We start from the raw sequence: 15,249 nt of genomic DNA, 5'->3' as shown, positions 1-15,249 counted from the left end.
GGCCGTCACTCAAGCATCTTGGCCAGCAACCAACTCCCCGCCGCCCCCGGTGGGTGCAGCCGTGACCAGAGCGCATCGATCGCCACCGGTTTCGGCCAGCCACGCACCTTGAGCTCCAGCAGCGTCCCTGCGCCGAAACGTTCCACCAGCCAGCGCGGCAAGGGTGCCCAACCGAAACCGCCCTGGGCCATTTCCAGCAGCATCAAGTAACTCGGCGCCGACCAGACTCGTCCGCGAGCGCGGGTTTCGTATGGGTTGACGATGGTTGCCAGACGCAACTCGCGGTGCTGTTGCAGGACCTGTTGGTCGATCGTCGCCACGCTCGCCAGTGGATGTTCGCGGGAGACGAACAGGGCGATTTCCGTGCGCTCGTCGAGGGTCGCGCTGTTCAGGTCCGCGGGGTAAATGGCCTGCATTTCGGCAAAGGCGATCTGCGCTCGACCGCGTTGGACCAGCGCCACCAGGTCATCGCACTCGGCAATCAGGCATTCGAGTTCCAGGTCCGGGTAACGCTGTTCGAAGGCGCTGAGTACGGATTCGAAACGGTCCGATTGGTAAGTGTCGGAAATCGCCACGGTCAGTTTCGGTTCGACCCCGCCGGACAGCTGGGCGGCGGTCATTTCCAGGCGGCTGGTGGCGGCGAGGATGTCTTCGGCGCGTTGCAACATGACGTGGCCGGCCGGGGTCAGGCCGGGCTTGCGGCTGCTGCGGTCGAACAGCGTCACGTTCAGGTCGATTTCCAGGCTGGCAACGGCCGCGCTGATGGTCGACTGGCTTTTGCCCAGTTTGCGCGCCGCCGCTGAGAACGAGCCTTGGGTCGCCGCCTGGACGAATGCCAGCAGGACTTCATGTGAGGCCATAAACTATCGCCTTGGTCGATGGTTATTGGTTATGAAGTATCGTCATGGTGCTAGATGATGGCAACCACATTCACCCATGGAGCTTGATCATGAGCACCCAGAAATCTTTTTCCGAACGTGTTTTTCAAGCCATTGGTTTCGAGCTGTTGGCGGTCTTGTTGTGTACGCCGCTGCTGGCGTGGCTGATGGACAAACCCGTGGTCGACATGGGCGTCGCGACGATTGCCATTGGCTTGATCGCCCTGGCCTGGAACGTGGTGTTCAACGGTTTGTTCGACCGTCTGCTCAAACGCCTGGCGCTGGCCCCGAGTGCCTGGACCCGGGTCTTGCACGCCTTGCTGTTTGAAGGCGGGCTGGTGGCGGTCAGTGTGCCGCTGATTGCCTGGTGGCTGAACGTCGGCCTGATGCAGGCGTTGATCCTGGATATCGGTGTGTTGCTGTTTTTCCTGCCGTACACCTACATCTATCACTGGGCGTATGACGTGCTGCGGGCGCGGATGCTGGAACGGCGGATGGCCTGAGGCGGGAGGGTTTGCGCAGGTAGGCAAACAGAGCGGCGCCCGACCCGCTCCCATGGCGGGAGGGGCGGGCGGCTCGGGTTCGATCAAACGTGGAAGTAGCCCACGCAGGAGTCGAATGGCAGGCGCTTGAGTTCGATCTTGTTCAGGTCGAACACTTCGCGCAGGGCTTTGGTTTCGCCCGGGAAGTTGCGGTAGGCCACTTCGTCCAGTACGACGATGGCGCCTTTTGGCATGTAGGGCAGGAAGGTTTCCAGCGCGACTTTGGTCGACTCGTACAGGTCGGTGTCGAGGATCAGCATGGCCACGACCAGGTCCGGACGGGACTTGACCCACTCAGGTGCAGTCTTGCAGATGTCGCCCTTGACCAGCTCGCAACGCGGGATGCGGTTGACCGGACGCAGCAGGTCGTTGGCGTCGATCATGTCCTGGATCAGCGACTGGTCGGTGTCGGAGAACATGGTCTCGTTGACGTCGGCCGGGTCTTCGTCCTTGTTGATGCTCTGGAAGCCTTCGAAGGTGTCGAAGCCGACGATCGAACGGTTGATCGCGTAGGGTTCCAGGATCATCGACAGGTGCATGTAGAGCATCAGCGAGTTGCCCTTGTACACGCCGCACTCGACGATGGCACCCGGGATCTCGGCCACTTTCTTGAACAGTTCCATGCGCGACAACGCGGCAGTCACGCCGATGCGGTTGGCGAACACGAAAGGGGCATCGGCCACGTACTCGGCGTCGACCCGCTTGAGAACGCCGGCGCGGGTTTCGTTGTATTGGGCCTCGGCAGGCGTAATGCGACGCTTGGTCATTATTTGGTTCCTTGGAAATTCGAGAAGTCGTGGGCGTGGAAATAGTCTTTGAAACCGGCGCCGACATCCGGGCACGCGCTGTCGACGTTGATTGCGCCGCGCTTGTGCTTGAGGTCGTCCAGGTGCATCAGGCGGAAGTCCACGCTGAAGCGGGTCTGTTGCGTGTAGTTGGGCACGGTGCCGTGCAGGTGCGAGCCCGAGAAAATCAGCATTTCAGCGGTGTTGCCAGCGATGCGGATTTCCGACGCGGTGTTGATCGCTTCAGTGGGCACCGGGTGCTGGCGCACCTCTTCCTTGACGTTGTCCTTGGCGCGTTGACGTTGCACGTCAATCCAGTCCGACAGGCTCCATTGCGCCGAGGTGTTTTTCACCGGGGCATCGAAGTAGGCCGGGTTGATCATCATGGTCTGGTCAGGCTGAATCGTATAAACCGGCATCCAGGTGTTGATCTGGCAATCGACGCCGCCGTACCAGGTATCGCGATGAGGTTTGTAGGCATAGCTGACGCCCGCGTGCAGGTAGTCGTAGTTAGGCACGACGCGGATACGCGGTACGTCGAAGATGAATTCTTCGGGGGCTGCGCCAATCTCGTCGGTGAAGCTGCGAATGAGCTCTTTGGCACGCAGGCTGTTGGTGAACTGGCCCTTGAGGCGAGTCACCAGTACCACGAATTCTTCCACCGGCATCAGCGTATGCAGCGCCTGGTGGTTGGTTTCGCCGTCAAACGCGGCGGTAATGCTCTCCTGGGCAAAGGCACAAAGCTCTTTGGCCGCGGTGAGCTGGGTATTCAGGAAAATGTCACCGGCGTAGATGGCTTCTTTAAAGTCAGCTTTCTTCTGAAGCTGATTGATGTACAGATTCACGGTTCCCCTCCTGAGTGCATCGAGTCTTATCTAAGTCGGCATGAGGCTAACAAACTGAAGTCCGATTGCTTTTGTGTTGAGTCAATAACGGTCAGGGACAGCGGGTTTTCGACGAAAGGCCGGCGTTGGCTTTTCGACGGCGCAAAAAAATCCCGGGGCGGTGCTCCTTCCCGGGATTTTCCAATGGGGCGCAGTTTAAAGCAGTTGCGTGAACAGGTGCAGCTTGCCAGTGGTGTCGGCGCCGAAGTGGTCGACCTGGTTCTTGTCCGTCAAACGGATGGTTTTGCAGCAGGACTACTCAATAATCCTGGCGCTTGCGAAACGCCCAGCGTCCCGCCAGCACGGTGAAGGTCGCCACCAGCGCGACCAGGATCCAGAAGCCTTGTGGGTCGCCGGAAAGCGGAATCCCGCCGACGTTCATGCCGAAGAAACCGGCAATGATGTTGATCGGCAGCGCCAGCACGGTGACCACAGTCAGGGTGAACAGCGTGCGGTTGCTCTGTTCGTTGAGGTTGGCGGCAATTTCTTCCTGCAACAGTTTGATCCGCTCACTGAGGGCCGTGAGGTCGTTGATGATCAGCGCAAACTCCTCGGTGGACTTGCGCAGCTCCTTGACGTCGTCCTTCTGCAACCAGGGCGGCGGCCGGTTCAGCAGTCGTAGCAGCGAACCGGGCTCCAGCGCCAGCAACCGCTGCAACCGCACCAGCACCCGACGGTTGGCGCCCAGTTCGGCGCGGTTGGTGGACAGGCGCGAGGACAGCAACTCATCCTCGATCTGATCGACGCTCTGGCTGGTCTTGCGCACAATCTGCGTCAGCACTTCGCCCTGGTCGCGCAGCAAATGCACCAACAATTCCAGTGGCGAGCGAAAGCACTCGCCGGCCTTGACCGAGGAACGCAGCTTGTCCACCGAGTGCAGCGGTTGCAGGCGCGCGCTGACAATCAACCGACTGCGGGCGCAGACCCACAGGGTCGAGACGTCCGAGGACACCATGCTGTTGAGGTTGAACACCACATCGTTGACCACCGCGAGCAACGCGGAATCGACGTGTTCAATGCGGGTTGAACGTGAGCCTTCGTGCAGCGCCTCGAAGAATTCGTCCGGCAGCGCCAGGTGGCTTTTCATCCAGCGCTCGCACGCAGCGTGGGCCAGGTTCAAATGCAGCCAGAGGAACTGCTCGGGGTCGTCCGGGGCCTGCAAATACTGCAACGCCTTGGCCGAATCGATCTCGCGGCCGCGCTCGCCAGGGCGAAAACTGAAGCCGTAAAGCAGGCCGAACAGGTCAGAATCGCGGTGACGGTGGTCAATGCTGTGGTTCATTGAGTCTCGCTGGCAGGAAGTGCCTGTCAGAACGTTCACAGGCTCACTTGAGCCGCATCATTGCAAGGCTGTTTGACCGTTTTGTGACAGTTTGACGGCGCCGGTAAATTGCCTTCGACCGGTGGTCGGATGGCCTCAAGAAAGCCCCCGCAGCGCCGATGGCATAGACGTTAACTTGCGCGCTCTTGGCCGTGGGCCAGAGCGTTGCTGACAGGGATGTCCGGACACTTTGCATGCCCGTGCGGTGCGTGCCTCATCCCTGTCATGAGTATCACTCGATGTTTTTGCACAAATCCCTGAGAGCTCAAATCCTGGCACTGCTCAGCGGCAGCCTGTTTGCGATGCTGTTGATCGCATTGGCCTGCTTTCACTTCCTCTCCAACGGGGTGCAGAGCTATAGCAACCTGATCGAAGGCCCGCTGCATACCTCGCAACTGATCGATGAGGCCAACCTGCAATTCAAGGCCCAGGTTCAGGAATGGAAAAACGTCCTGCTGCGCGGCAAGCAGCCGGCCGAGCGGGACAAATACTGGAAGCAATTCGAAGAGCGCCAGGCGGATGTCCAGAAGATCCTCGGTGAGCTGACCCGCGAGCGGGGCATCGACGCTTCACTCAAGAATCGCCTGGAAAGCCTGCGTGAAGCCCACCGTGTGTTGGGTGGCGCGTACCAGAAGGGCCGTGACGCTTACGTGGCCGCCGGTGCCGACGCAGCAGTCGGGGACAATGCCGTCAAAGGCGTGGACCGTGCTGCCAGCGAACAGATGAGTGAATTGGTCCTCGACCTGCGCAAACAAGGTGTCGAGCAATCGGCGTTGATCCGTGCCAGTGCCGACCGCACCGTGCTGCTGGGCGTCGTCGTGATGCTTGTCTCGGGCCTGCTGATTGGCCTGCTCAGCCTGTGGCTGGTCAACCGTCAACTGGTCGAGCCGATTCGCAAGCTGATCGAGTACGTCGCGCAACTGAGCCAGGGCCGTTTCGCCGAGCGCGTGAGCAGCGACCGTCAAGACGAACTGGGCCGGTTGGCCGTTGCCGCCAACACTCTGCGTGATTTCCTGGCCGAAACCTTCAGCCGTCTGCAGCGCAGCGCCACCGACCTGAACAGCGCCAGCGGTGAGTTGAACTCGATTGCCGGGCTGATGGCCAGCGGCACCAACGAGCAGTTCAACCGCACCGACCAGGTGGCCACGGCAATGAACGAGATGTCTGCCACCGCCCAGGAAGTGGCGCGGCATGCGGCCGACGCGGCGAAAGCGGCCGACGACGCCGACCATTCGGCCCAGCAGGGCGAAAAGGTCATGCAGGGGACGATTTACACCATCACCCAGATGCGCGGCGAAATCGCCAACACCGCCACGGTCATCCGTCGTCTGGAAGCCGACAGCGGGCGTATCGGCAAGGTGCTGGAAGTGATCCGCGGGATCGCCGAGCAGACCAACCTGCTGGCGCTGAATGCCGCCATCGAAGCCGCCCGGGCCGGTGAAGCCGGACGCGGGTTTGCCGTGGTGGCCGATGAAGTACGCAGCCTGGCCCAGCGCACGGCGGCGTCGATCATCGAAATCAACCAGATCATCCAGAGCGTACAGACCGGCGCCGTGGACGCGGCGCAGGCCATCGAAAGCGGTCAGTCGCGCAGTGAAGAAAGCGTCGAGCAGGTGACAGAGGCCGGCGCCATGCTGGAGCGCATCACCGCGTCGGTGGAAGCGATTCGCGACATGAACCGTCAGATCGCTACAGCCGCCGAAGAACAGACCTCGGTCGCCGAAGACATTTCGCGCAACCTGACCGAGATCACCAGCATCGCCAGTACCAATCTGAACAACGTGCAACGCACCGAGGCCGCCAGCCATAACCTGCAAGGCTTGTCGGGGCAGTTGAACGAAGTGACGGCGCGCCTGAGCGCCTGATTCAACCCGCCTGCGCCATCGTGTAGCGACCCGTTTGCGCGTCGCTACACGATGACGCTCAAGCCCGGAACCAGCCTCGGGTTCATCGCAGGTGTCTACCGCCGAGTTGCAAAAAAGCCGCGAGACCCGAAGGTCACGCGGCTTTTTGTCGGGCGCGTTACTTGTCTTGCTTGTTGCTCAGTACCTGGCCGGTCTTGGCGTCCAGTTTCACGTCCCACTTAACATTCTTGGCGTCACGGATTTCGACTTCGTAGGCATAAGCGCCAGTCGTGGCGTTGTGCTCGAGTTCGGTGTCGGTGATGTTTGCCGCTGTAGCGCCAGGGTGCTGGGCCAGGGCGGCCTCATTGAGCTTCTGCATGTCCATGATGATGCCGTCCTTGAGCAGGCCCGGGATCAGGTCCGGACGCACATCGGCCATGGCGAAACCGGCGGTCAGGGTCAGGGCAGCGGCGGTGAACAGGGTGGTCAATGTCTTCATGGGGTCAGTCCTTGTGTGAGCTGTTTAAGTGGCCTCAGGTTAGCCTGCGCAACTTAATTCATCCTTAACATTGCCCGAACCCGGCGGACAGGTAGGTGATGCCGGTCAGTAAACGATTGCTGGGCGACGGATCGCCGGGCTTGCCCGCGATGGGAACACCTCGGTGTAACGGATACACCGCGTTATTGTTCTTCGCGGGCAAGGACTGGGCGTCCACCGTTCTCCTACGGAAAGCGACACACCCAGCCCGCACGCCCGTGACGCTCCCGCATGGGAGCGATCAAACAGCGGGCGACACCTCAATAACCGTTTTTCTCAAGCAACTGCGCAACGCTGGCGGTGGCCGGGCGCTGGTAATACTTGAGCAGCTCCGAGGCACGGTTGGTGAAGATACCGTCGACGCCTGCGTCCATCACTTTCTTGTAATCCACGGCATCGTCGATGGTATAGACGTGCACCAGCATGCCCTTGTCGTGGGTGTACTGGTTCATCCAGGGTTTTACCAGGTCGAAATAGCTTTGATCGCCGCCGTTGGTCAGCGCTGCCGAAGGACCGGTGCCGATGGCGCCCTGTGCCTTGGCGTAGTCGACCCACTGCTCGAACTCAGCCTTGTCCTTGGGTTCCTGCCTGGCGTAGTAGGCGGCTTTGTCCTTGTCACCGGATTCGGCGAAGCTCACCTTCGACTTCGGTTCCATGCCACCTTCACCGACCCACAGCAGCAGGATTTTCGGCACTTGCGGCATTTCTTTTTGCAACAGCTCCAGGCTGCTCTTCTCGAAAGTCTGCAGGATTACCTTGCCTTTGCCCTGGCCGACGGCCAGTTCACTCTTGGCCAGTTTGGAACCGGCCGGGCTCAGCCAGCCGCGGTCTTGCAATTTGTCCTTGAGGTCACGTTCGAGGCCGGGAAACTGCTTCGCCTCCTTGGTTTCGATGTACAGGCCAGGCTTGTGCTGCGGGTTGCCCTGGGCGATGTCGATGATCTCGTCCAGGGTCAGGATTTGCAGGCCAGCGTACGCAGGGCGGGCACGGTCCGGGTGGGCGGCGTTGAACCAGCTGCCGGCGTCCAGGGTTTTCAGTTCTTTGATCGTGAACTCGTTGGCCGGGCTGTCCTTGCGCTCAGGGAATTTGGTCGCGACGTCGGTGGTGCGTTGCAGGTTGTTGTCGTGCAGGGCGAACAGCACGCCGTCCTTGCTGCGTTGCAGGTCCATTTCCAGGTAATCGGCACCCAGGTCGCGGGCCAGCTTGTAGGCGGCGGCAGTGGATTCCGGTGCATCGAAGGACGCGCCACGGTGGGCAATTACCGCTGGGTGCGGGATGCCGTTGAGGCTGGCCAGAGCGTTCTGGGTCGGCTGGCTGGCGGCCTGTGCCTGGCCGAGGCCGAGCAACAGGCTCAGCAGCAGGGCGCTTTTGGTGTAGGTGACAGGCATGGTCGAGGTCCTTTTCTGGAGGGCGATTTTAAAGGAGTACCTTTTAACAATTGAGCGCCGCTTGTGCTATCGCCAGACCGACATAAACGTGCGTAATGCCTCTTTTTTCAGCACATTTGTGCGGTTCTTTGCAGTACTCTTGCCTCCAGCAGTTTCCCCGCCAGAGGGAAACCCCAGAACAGTCGACATCCAGCCCTGCGTGTAAACCATCGATCCGCGGTCCCTTGGGACCCTTCCGTGAGGTTTACCATGCGCATCACTTCCCAGCTTATCTGCCAGGCTGCCGACCAACTCAAAGGCTTCGTCGGCCTGAACCGCAAGACCGGCCAATACATCGTACGTTTCAGCGAAGATTCCTTCGGCATGGACGTGGCCGATGACGGCATCATCCCCACCAGCGAGTTCGTCTGGGCCGCGCAGGACGGCCAGACCATGACCCTCAAGCGCGACTTGATCCAGTTGCTGCTGGACCAGAATATCGACGACCGCATCAACATCACCGAACCCTTGCGGGTCTACATGAACCGGCGAGAAGTGCCGGAGATCGCGGCGATGAGGAGCCTGGTACAGAGTTGAATTTTTGTGTTGGTGCTGGCCGCTTTCGCGAGCTTGATTCGGGCGTCGATCCGACGATAGCGGCCAGAAGCGCATCACAACGGTTACTGCTCAAACCCATACGCCCGTTCGACTTTGCACACCCGTGTATGACAGGACGAGTACCAGGTCGAACGCCCGCGCTCACGAATCGCGCTGTGCTCGGGATGGTGCTTCCAGGCCAGGATCGCCGCTTCGCTGGCCCAGTAAGAAACGGTAATCCCGAGCCCGTCCGCGCCCCGGGCTGACTCCACTCCCAGGAAGCCGGGTTGCTCACGGGCCAGTTCCACCATGCGCTCGGCGGCTTCCTCGTAACCGTTATCGCCGTGGGTGCGTAGCGAGGTGAAAGTCACGGCGTAATAAGGGGCTGCGGGTGTGCGGGCGATCATGTGCGGTGCTCCGCGCAGGCGTTGAAAAAGGCACGGACCAGTGGCGGCAGTGTGCCGGCCAGTGCTGCCCGTTCTGGCTGGAACAGCGTGGCGACGAAGAACGGATGACCACGCAGTTCGACGGCGCGCAGCTCGCCTTGGGCATCATGCCCGCAAGCGCGCAGGGACTGCTTAAACAGTGCGTGCTGGAAGTCTGGATTGACCCCGTATCGGCAGTGATAGCCTTCGCTGATCTCCCGCGTGCCGTAGGCCTTGGCCATCAACGAACCACCCTGCAAACGAATGCGGTCGACCGCCTCCACCAGTGAACACGACAGCGGTGTGAGCAGTGCGCGGGTTGCGTCAGGTGCGGTCTCGCCATGTTCGGCATCGGCCCAGCCCAAAACGTTGCGCGCATATTCCAGAACCGCGTGTTGAAAACCGCCGCAGGTGCCAAGGAACGGGCGTTGCTGTTCGCGAGCGTAACGGATCGCGAGCAGTGCGCCTTCGGCGTTGCGATAAGGGCTGGCGGGTACGCACCAGATGCCGTCGAAGCCTTTCATTTGCACGGGTGAGGTCAGCGAGTCGGTCGCCAGCCAGTGGTATTCGACCTTGAGCCCGGCGTGGGTCGCGGCCATGTCCAGAGCAAGGGGAATGGCCTGGTGGGCGGTGACTTGAGGGTCGTAATCGCCAATCAAGGCAATGTGAACGCTGGGTCTGACAACAGTTGGCTGCATGGCGATGTCCTTGCGGGGATGGCTTGTCGATTCCTGGTGCGGACTATAGATTGGCGTTCACGCAATCAATATTGGCATCAGCCCAAATGTTCAATGCAGCCACGCACTATCAATTGGAATACGCTGACCTTTCGCTGATCCTCGCGCTGGTGCGTGGCGGCGCTCTGGCACGGGCGGCGGCGTTGTTGAAGGTCGATGTCTCGACGGTGTTTCGCGGCGTTCGACGGCTGGAAGCGTCGCTGGGGCAACCGCTGTTCGAAAAAAGCCGCGCCGGTTATCTGCCGACCACCCTGGCGCAAGCCTTGGCCGAGCAGGCCGAGCGCGCCGAACAGGCGTTGGAAGCGGCGCGGATCGGGGTCGAGCAGGGCGGCGAAGTCATCAGTGGCACCGTGCGCCTGACGTGCAGCGATTCAGTACTGCAAGGTTTGCTGCTGCCGGCCCTGGCGCAGTTCATGCCCGGCTATCCGGCGCTGAACCTGGAACTGAGCACCTCCAACGACTTCGCCAACCTCAGCCGCCGTGACGCCGATATCGCGTTGCGCCTCACGCGGACACCGCCGGAACATCTGGTCGGACGTTGCCTGGGGACGGTCTCCTACCGGGTGTGTGCCAGTGCGGCGTACCTGGAGTCAGTCGACGCCAGTGATCTGGCGCGGCTGAACTGGATCGCCCCGGATGACTTTCTACCCGACCATCCCACCGTCGTCTGGCGTCGCCAGCAGTGGCCCGGCGTGGTGCCCGGCTATCGCTGCAACAGCATGCTTTCGGTCACTGAACTGGTACGCGCCGGGTTGGGCGTTGCGGCGCTGCCGGACTTTCTCATCGGCGACAGCCAAGTGCTTGAACCCTTGAGCGCGCCGCTGGCCGGTTATGACACCGCGCTGTGGCTGCTGACCCGGCCGGACTGCCGCGCCCTGCGCTCAGTGGTGACCTTGTTCGATGAGTTGGCCCGTTGCGTTCGATTGCCTGAGTAACGCGCCTACGTCTGGGGGGCATTCTTGCGCACAAAATGCTGATGCATTTCGCTCGTCAGATTTTCGATGCGCTCGGTGAGGGTTTTGGTCATTTCGGTCAGACGCGTGTTTTGTTCAAGCAATGTCATTAACTGTGCGGTGTTCTGCGCCGCCTGTGCCTGACGTTCGCTGTTGGCAACGGCCAGGGCTTCGCGGTGTCGCGCATCGGCGTCGGACTGGGCTTTGTCGCGCGCGGCCTGACGGGTTTGCGCCAGCAGAATCAGTGGCGCCGCATAAGCCGATTGCAGGCTGAATGCCAGGTTGAGCAGGATGAACGGGTAAACGTCGAAATGCGTCACGCCGAACAAGTTGAGGCAGACCCAGACCACCACGATCAGGGTTTGCGCGCCAAGAAAGGTCGGTGTGCCGAAGAACCGTGCAAACGCCTCGGCGCGCAGGGCAAAACGGTCATTACCGAAAGTCGGTTCGAGGTGGGCGTGAGGACGATGGAAACGCAGGTGGTCGACGGGGGCGGCAGGTTCGTTTTCGGGTTTGGTGGAATTCATGGGGATCTCTGCAACAGGCTGGGACTGAGTTTCACTATAGCCCCGCCAGCCTTTGCGCGACGCCGGTTCCGGCGCCGCGTGTACAGTGGCTCAGCGAGGAGCCTGCATTCGTACAGACCTCATTAAACGGGTACGAAAAAAAGGCTTTCTGTCGATTCGTGTAAGGCGTTCATGCGGGAAGGGCCAGTGCCGATTCGGCAAACGGCTCGTTCATCGCGATGTTGATTTTGTTGCGGCCGGTTTTTTTGGCGGTGTACAGCGCTTTGTCCGCTTCATTGAGCCAACTGGCGGCGTCCTCGAAGGTCGGCTGGTAGGTGGCCAGGCCTATGCTCAAACTGACTTGCAGCTGCGGCACGTTCGGGTTGCGATAGTTGCTGAACACGTGACGCAAGCGCTCCATCACCTCCCGGGCCTGCTCAAGGGGCATGTCCGGCAGGATCACGCAGAACTCATCGCCGCCGTATCGCCCGGCCAGGTCGCTTTCGCGTAGGTTGCGCTTGAGTTCGGCGCTCAACTTGCGCAGCACCGAATCGCCCACGATGTGTCCGTAGGTGTCATTGATGGCCTTGAAGTGATCAATGTCGATCAACGCGATGGTCGCTTGAATCTGTTGCTGCTGGCACAGGTGAAACTTGATGTGCAGCAGGTCTTTCCAGGAGCCGTGGTTGAGCAGGCCGGTCAGGCTGTCGGTACGGCTCAACGCGCTCAGCGCCCGTTTGTGTTCCGAAAGCTTGATCGCCAGTTGATAGCAGACCATGCCCACCGCCAGTGGATACAGCGTGAGCATCGGCAGGCATGCGTACACCTGAATCTGTGTGACTGTGGTCGTAAACGCCGCACCGAACAGCAGCCATGAAAGCAGCACGCCGCCGAATTGGGCGAGGATGCCGCGAACAAAGAGTCGGTAGCCGCCCGCGGCGACGTTGTTCATGGCCATCATCGAAATGATCGTGACCGTCGTAAGCGGCGTGAACTGCATGGTCGCGACCCAGAAGCCGCCCAACAGCGAATCGTAAAGCAGGTTTCGACGCTCGGCATGGTAGGGGAAGGTTGCGCGGGTCGACAACTGGTAGGCCACGTGGGGCCAGATGAAACCGTTGAACAGCAACAATGCCCAAATCCACAGGGGCATTTGCAATGGGTACAGCGCAGCAAACACGCTGATGCAGCCAATACCCAGGCCGATAATCCTTGGCATGTAAATACGTTTGGCAAAGGACAGCCCTTTGCCGCGTTTGTTTTCCATATATCCCTGCACCAGATGGGTTCCGAACACTTCGTTGTGTTTTTTTATCGCCGTTCATCGGATCAATTGCGTGAATATTGTCATTTATTCCACGCGCAATAATCAGTGTCCTTCGAAGCCATTTATTGGGAACAGAGGGCTTGGGCCGTCGCGGCGACCGTGCGTTGCCGCATTCCCAGGCAGGTTTCAACAGCCGCAGATGTTCAGGGCTTGAGCTGGTAGCAGGCCAGGAACATGTCCAGCGCCGACTCGATCACCTGGGTCTGCTGGTCGACATCAAGGGCCGCCTGCCCCATGGAGACTTGCGGCCAGAACGCAAAGGCCTTGAGCAACCCCTGCACCTGCTGGGCGGCGAAACCCGGGTCGACGGCCTTGAGTTTTCCGTCGGCCTGGGCGGCGCGAATCCACAGGGCGAGGCCTTCTTCACGTTCGCCTAACCGGGCGACCATATCCCGGGCGCGCTCCGGTGAATGGATCGTGGCGGCAATGGCTACGCGGGCCAGGTCGAGAAAGTTGTCGTCCGCCAGCATCTGCAACTTGGCCAGCAACACCTGTTGAAGCTGTTCGCGCAGCGGCAGGTCGCTGCGGTAGGTGTTTTCCTGTTGGGCGGTAATGCCGCACCAGAGTTTGTTGAGGATCTCGGCAAACAACTCTTCCTTGCTGGGAAAGTGGTTGTAGACCGTGCGCTTGGACACACCAGCGGTCGCTGCGATCTTGTCCATGCTGGCAACGTCGAAACCGCAGGCGCGGAACTCAGTGATTGCTGCCTGGACAATGGCGTGGCGTTTACGGTCGGTCAGGCGCTGTGGAGCTGTCATAAATAGGCTTCGGTAAAGTAGGCAGGAATTACACTCGGCAGTTTACTTGTCCGAGGATTTGTTGCAATCTCGGAACTACACTGTGCAGTGTAGTTGTTCGGTGCCCAAAAAATATGTTCCCGGCTGATGCGTGCGTGCCTTGGCCATTTATTGTCCTGATAACAAAGCCGCGACCTCCGCGGTTTTGCTGGAGCCTCCCAATCATGGCCATTTACTTGACCGGCGCTAGTCGCGCCCCTGAGCTTGAATCGTCCCGGCAGGAGCAAGGGCACTTCCGCAATCATGCTGCCGTCCGGCGCGAGGGATTGGGCAAGACCTTGCGGATCTTCTGGAACATGGTCTTTCACAAACCGCGCAACACTCGGCCGAGCGGGGTGATTCCGGTTCAGGCACTCACCCGTGAACAATTGCTGGCGGCGGCTGATGGCAGTGTATTTCGCCTGGGCCATTCCACGGTGCTGCTCAAGTTGCGTGACAAGTTCTGGCTGACCGATCCGGTCTTCGCCGAACGCGCGTCGCCGGTGCAGTGGGCCGGCCCCAAGCGTTTCCATCAGCCGCCGATCAGTCCGGAGGCATTGCCACCCATTGAGGCGGTGATTCTGTCCCACGATCATTACGATCACCTGGACCATGAGTCCATTCTCAAACTTGCCGACAAGGCCCGTTTTTTCCTCGCGCCGCTAGGTGTCGGCGACACCTTGATCAAGTGGGGAGTGGATGCCGACAAGGTCCGGCAACTCGATTGGTGGCAAGGCACCGAGGTGGAGGGCATTCGTTTCATCGCCACGCCGTCGCAGCACTTTTCCGGCCGGGGTCTCTTCGATGGCAACAGCACGTTGTGGGCCTCATGGGTGATGATTGATGGGGGCAGGCGAATCTTTTTCAGTGGCGACACCGGCTATTTCGATGGTTTCAAGCGGATCGGCGAGCGCTATGGCCCCTTTGACCTGACACTCATGGAAACAGGTGCCTACAACGTCGACTGGCCCCATATCCACATGCAACCGGAACAGACCCTGCAAGCGCACATCGACCTGAAAGGTCGCTGGTTGCTGCCGATTCATAACGGTACGTTCGACCTGTCGATGCATGCCTGGCACGAGCCGTTCGACCGCATCCTGGCGTTGGCCTGGGAGCGTAATGTTTCCATCACCACGCCACAGATGGGGGAGGCGTTCAACCTGATGCAACCTCAGCGTGGTGGTGCCTGGTGGTTTGAGGTTGAGCATCAGGTATCTGAAGGTCAGCACAGCGTCGGGTGATGTCACTGTAGATGGCGTCGAAAAGTCGAGAGCATAATGGCCCGGCATCGTTTGCGTGAACCTGTGGGTCAAGGCCGACAGGTTCACGAACATCAGCCATTGGCATGAGCCCGATTTCTTCGTTATGACGCCTCGCTTTCGGGCTCACTCGATCATGGCGTAATCCGCTCGTTCAAGAGGGCTGGGCGTTGAGCCTCGCACGTTCATGCCTCTACCCGGCGCAAAGCCTGGAAAGAACACCAGCCCCTCGGCCTCAAGCCGAAACGCGAGGGCCAGGCGGGTGACGTCGAGCAAATCACCTCCCGCCTCAAATCGTGCAATGGCCTGTGCGGAAACGCCCGACTCTTCGGAAAACCGTTCCAGGCTCCAGCCCAGCAGCTCACGGGCCTGTGCACTGTGAGTGGAGGTGAATTGAAAAAGGGCGATACGTTCCAGGGTGATTTTCATCGCGAGAGAGGCCATGGTTTTCTCCGGGCTCGAGAGTGGAAATTCAAATGACTGTGTTTTTGTACAGTTGTTTTGTGC

General features: G+C 60.2%; 17 protein-coding genes. 5 read left to right on the top strand and 12 right to left on the bottom strand.

The features are described from left to right. Positions 1-5: 5 nt before the first annotated feature. Complete coding sequence (locus tag AABM54_RS19265; protein ID WP_347901576.1) at positions 6-860, bottom strand: LysR family transcriptional regulator; 855 nt, start codon at positions 858-860, stop codon at positions 6-8. A gap of 89 nt (positions 861-949) precedes the next feature. Here AABM54_RS19265 and AABM54_RS19260 point away from each other — a divergent pair, with 89 nt between their 5' ends. Continuing rightward, a complete protein-coding gene (locus tag AABM54_RS19260) occupies positions 950-1,381 on the top strand; it encodes a multidrug/biocide efflux PACE transporter (RefSeq protein WP_347901575.1) in 432 nt (143 codons plus the stop codon). An 83-nt stretch (positions 1,382-1,464) separates the two neighbouring features. Here AABM54_RS19260 and AABM54_RS19255 read toward each other — a convergent pair whose 3' ends face one another. From AABM54_RS19255 to AABM54_RS19245, 3 genes are all read right to left on the bottom strand, one after another. Next, a complete protein-coding gene (locus AABM54_RS19255; RefSeq protein WP_347901574.1) occupies positions 1,465-2,187 on the bottom strand; it encodes a TylF/MycF/NovP-related O-methyltransferase in 723 nt (240 codons plus the stop codon). Further along, on the bottom strand, positions 2,187-3,050 hold the full coding sequence (locus AABM54_RS19250) for a hypothetical protein (protein WP_347901573.1): 864 nt from the start codon (positions 3,048-3,050) through the stop codon (positions 2,187-2,189). Before AABM54_RS19250 ends, AABM54_RS19255 begins: the two co-directional genes overlap by 1 nt. 298 nt (positions 3,051-3,348) lie before the next feature. After that, positions 3,349-4,371, bottom strand: a complete 1,023-nt coding sequence (locus tag AABM54_RS19245) for a transporter (protein ID WP_347901572.1) — start codon at positions 4,369-4,371, stop codon at positions 3,349-3,351. 278 nt (positions 4,372-4,649) lie between these two features. Here AABM54_RS19245 and AABM54_RS19240 point away from each other — a divergent pair, with 278 nt between their 5' ends. Continuing rightward, a complete protein-coding gene (locus AABM54_RS19240) occupies positions 4,650-6,275 on the top strand; it encodes a methyl-accepting chemotaxis protein (protein ID WP_347901571.1) in 1,626 nt (541 codons plus the stop codon). 157 nt (positions 6,276-6,432) lie between these two features. Here the strand turns inward: AABM54_RS19240 and AABM54_RS19235 are convergent, their stop codons facing one another. Then, the gene (locus tag AABM54_RS19235) at positions 6,433-6,753 is read right to left on the bottom strand and encodes a PepSY domain-containing protein (RefSeq protein WP_347901570.1); all 321 of its coding nucleotides are present in this window, start codon (positions 6,751-6,753) and stop codon (positions 6,433-6,435) included. 299 nt (positions 6,754-7,052) lie between these two features. Continuing rightward, complete coding sequence (locus AABM54_RS19230) at positions 7,053-8,180, bottom strand: glycerophosphodiester phosphodiesterase (protein ID WP_347901569.1); 1,128 nt, start codon at positions 8,178-8,180, stop codon at positions 7,053-7,055. A 249-nt stretch (positions 8,181-8,429) separates the two neighbouring features. Between AABM54_RS19230 and AABM54_RS19225 the strand changes: the two genes are divergently transcribed. After that, positions 8,430-8,756 carry a DUF2025 family protein gene (locus tag AABM54_RS19225; protein WP_347901568.1) on the top strand — a complete coding sequence of 109 codons (327 nt, stop codon included), beginning with the start codon at positions 8,430-8,432 and terminating at the stop codon, positions 8,754-8,756. Between the two features lie 83 nt (positions 8,757-8,839). On the opposite strand, the gene AABM54_RS19220 is transcribed toward AABM54_RS19225, so the two are convergent. Further along, the gene (locus tag AABM54_RS19220) at positions 8,840-9,163 is read right to left on the bottom strand and encodes an antibiotic biosynthesis monooxygenase (protein WP_347901567.1); all 324 of its coding nucleotides are present in this window, start codon (positions 9,161-9,163) and stop codon (positions 8,840-8,842) included. Then, entirely contained in the window at positions 9,160-9,879 is a 720-nt protein-coding gene (locus tag AABM54_RS19215) for a CTP synthase (protein ID WP_347901566.1), read from the bottom strand. Before AABM54_RS19215 ends, AABM54_RS19220 begins: the two co-directional genes overlap by 4 nt. A 23-nt stretch (positions 9,880-9,902) precedes the next feature. Here AABM54_RS19215 and AABM54_RS19210 point away from each other — a divergent pair, with 23 nt between their 5' ends. Further along, positions 9,903-10,853: a LysR family transcriptional regulator gene (locus AABM54_RS19210; protein WP_347901565.1), complete on the top strand. Its 951-nt coding sequence runs from the start codon at positions 9,903-9,905 to the stop codon at positions 10,851-10,853. A gap of 5 nt (positions 10,854-10,858) precedes the next feature. On the opposite strand, the gene AABM54_RS19205 is transcribed toward AABM54_RS19210, so the two are convergent. The 3 genes from AABM54_RS19205 to AABM54_RS19195 form a co-directional block, all read right to left on the bottom strand. Continuing rightward, on the bottom strand, positions 10,859-11,398 hold the full coding sequence (locus AABM54_RS19205; RefSeq protein WP_347901564.1) for a DUF1003 domain-containing protein: 540 nt from the start codon (positions 11,396-11,398) through the stop codon (positions 10,859-10,861). 169 nt (positions 11,399-11,567) lie between these two features. Continuing rightward, positions 11,568-12,644, bottom strand: coding sequence for a diguanylate cyclase (locus AABM54_RS19200; protein WP_347901563.1), 1,077 nt, complete (start codon positions 12,642-12,644; stop codon positions 11,568-11,570). A 203-nt stretch (positions 12,645-12,847) separates the two neighbouring features. Continuing rightward, positions 12,848-13,462 carry a TetR/AcrR family transcriptional regulator gene (locus tag AABM54_RS19195; protein WP_347901562.1) on the bottom strand — a complete coding sequence of 205 codons (615 nt, stop codon included), beginning with the start codon at positions 13,460-13,462 and terminating at the stop codon, positions 12,848-12,850. A 203-nt stretch (positions 13,463-13,665) separates the two neighbouring features. On the opposite strand from AABM54_RS19195, the gene AABM54_RS19190 reads away from it, so the two are divergent. Continuing rightward, positions 13,666-14,724, top strand: a complete 1,059-nt coding sequence (locus tag AABM54_RS19190; RefSeq protein ID WP_347901561.1) for an MBL fold metallo-hydrolase — start codon at positions 13,666-13,668, stop codon at positions 14,722-14,724. 144 nt (positions 14,725-14,868) lie between these two features. Here the strand turns inward: AABM54_RS19190 and AABM54_RS19185 are convergent, their stop codons facing one another. Beyond that, complete coding sequence (locus tag AABM54_RS19185) at positions 14,869-15,186, bottom strand: helix-turn-helix transcriptional regulator (protein ID WP_347901560.1); 318 nt, start codon at positions 15,184-15,186, stop codon at positions 14,869-14,871. Positions 15,187-15,249: the final 63 nt, after the last annotated feature.

The organism is Pseudomonas purpurea (genome assembly GCF_039908635.1).
Taxonomy (GTDB): Bacteria; Pseudomonadota; Gammaproteobacteria; order Pseudomonadales; family Pseudomonadaceae; genus Aquipseudomonas; species Aquipseudomonas purpurea.
Note: the sequence above shows the minus strand (reverse complement) of the source record. Positions and strands in the feature narration are given on the sequence as shown.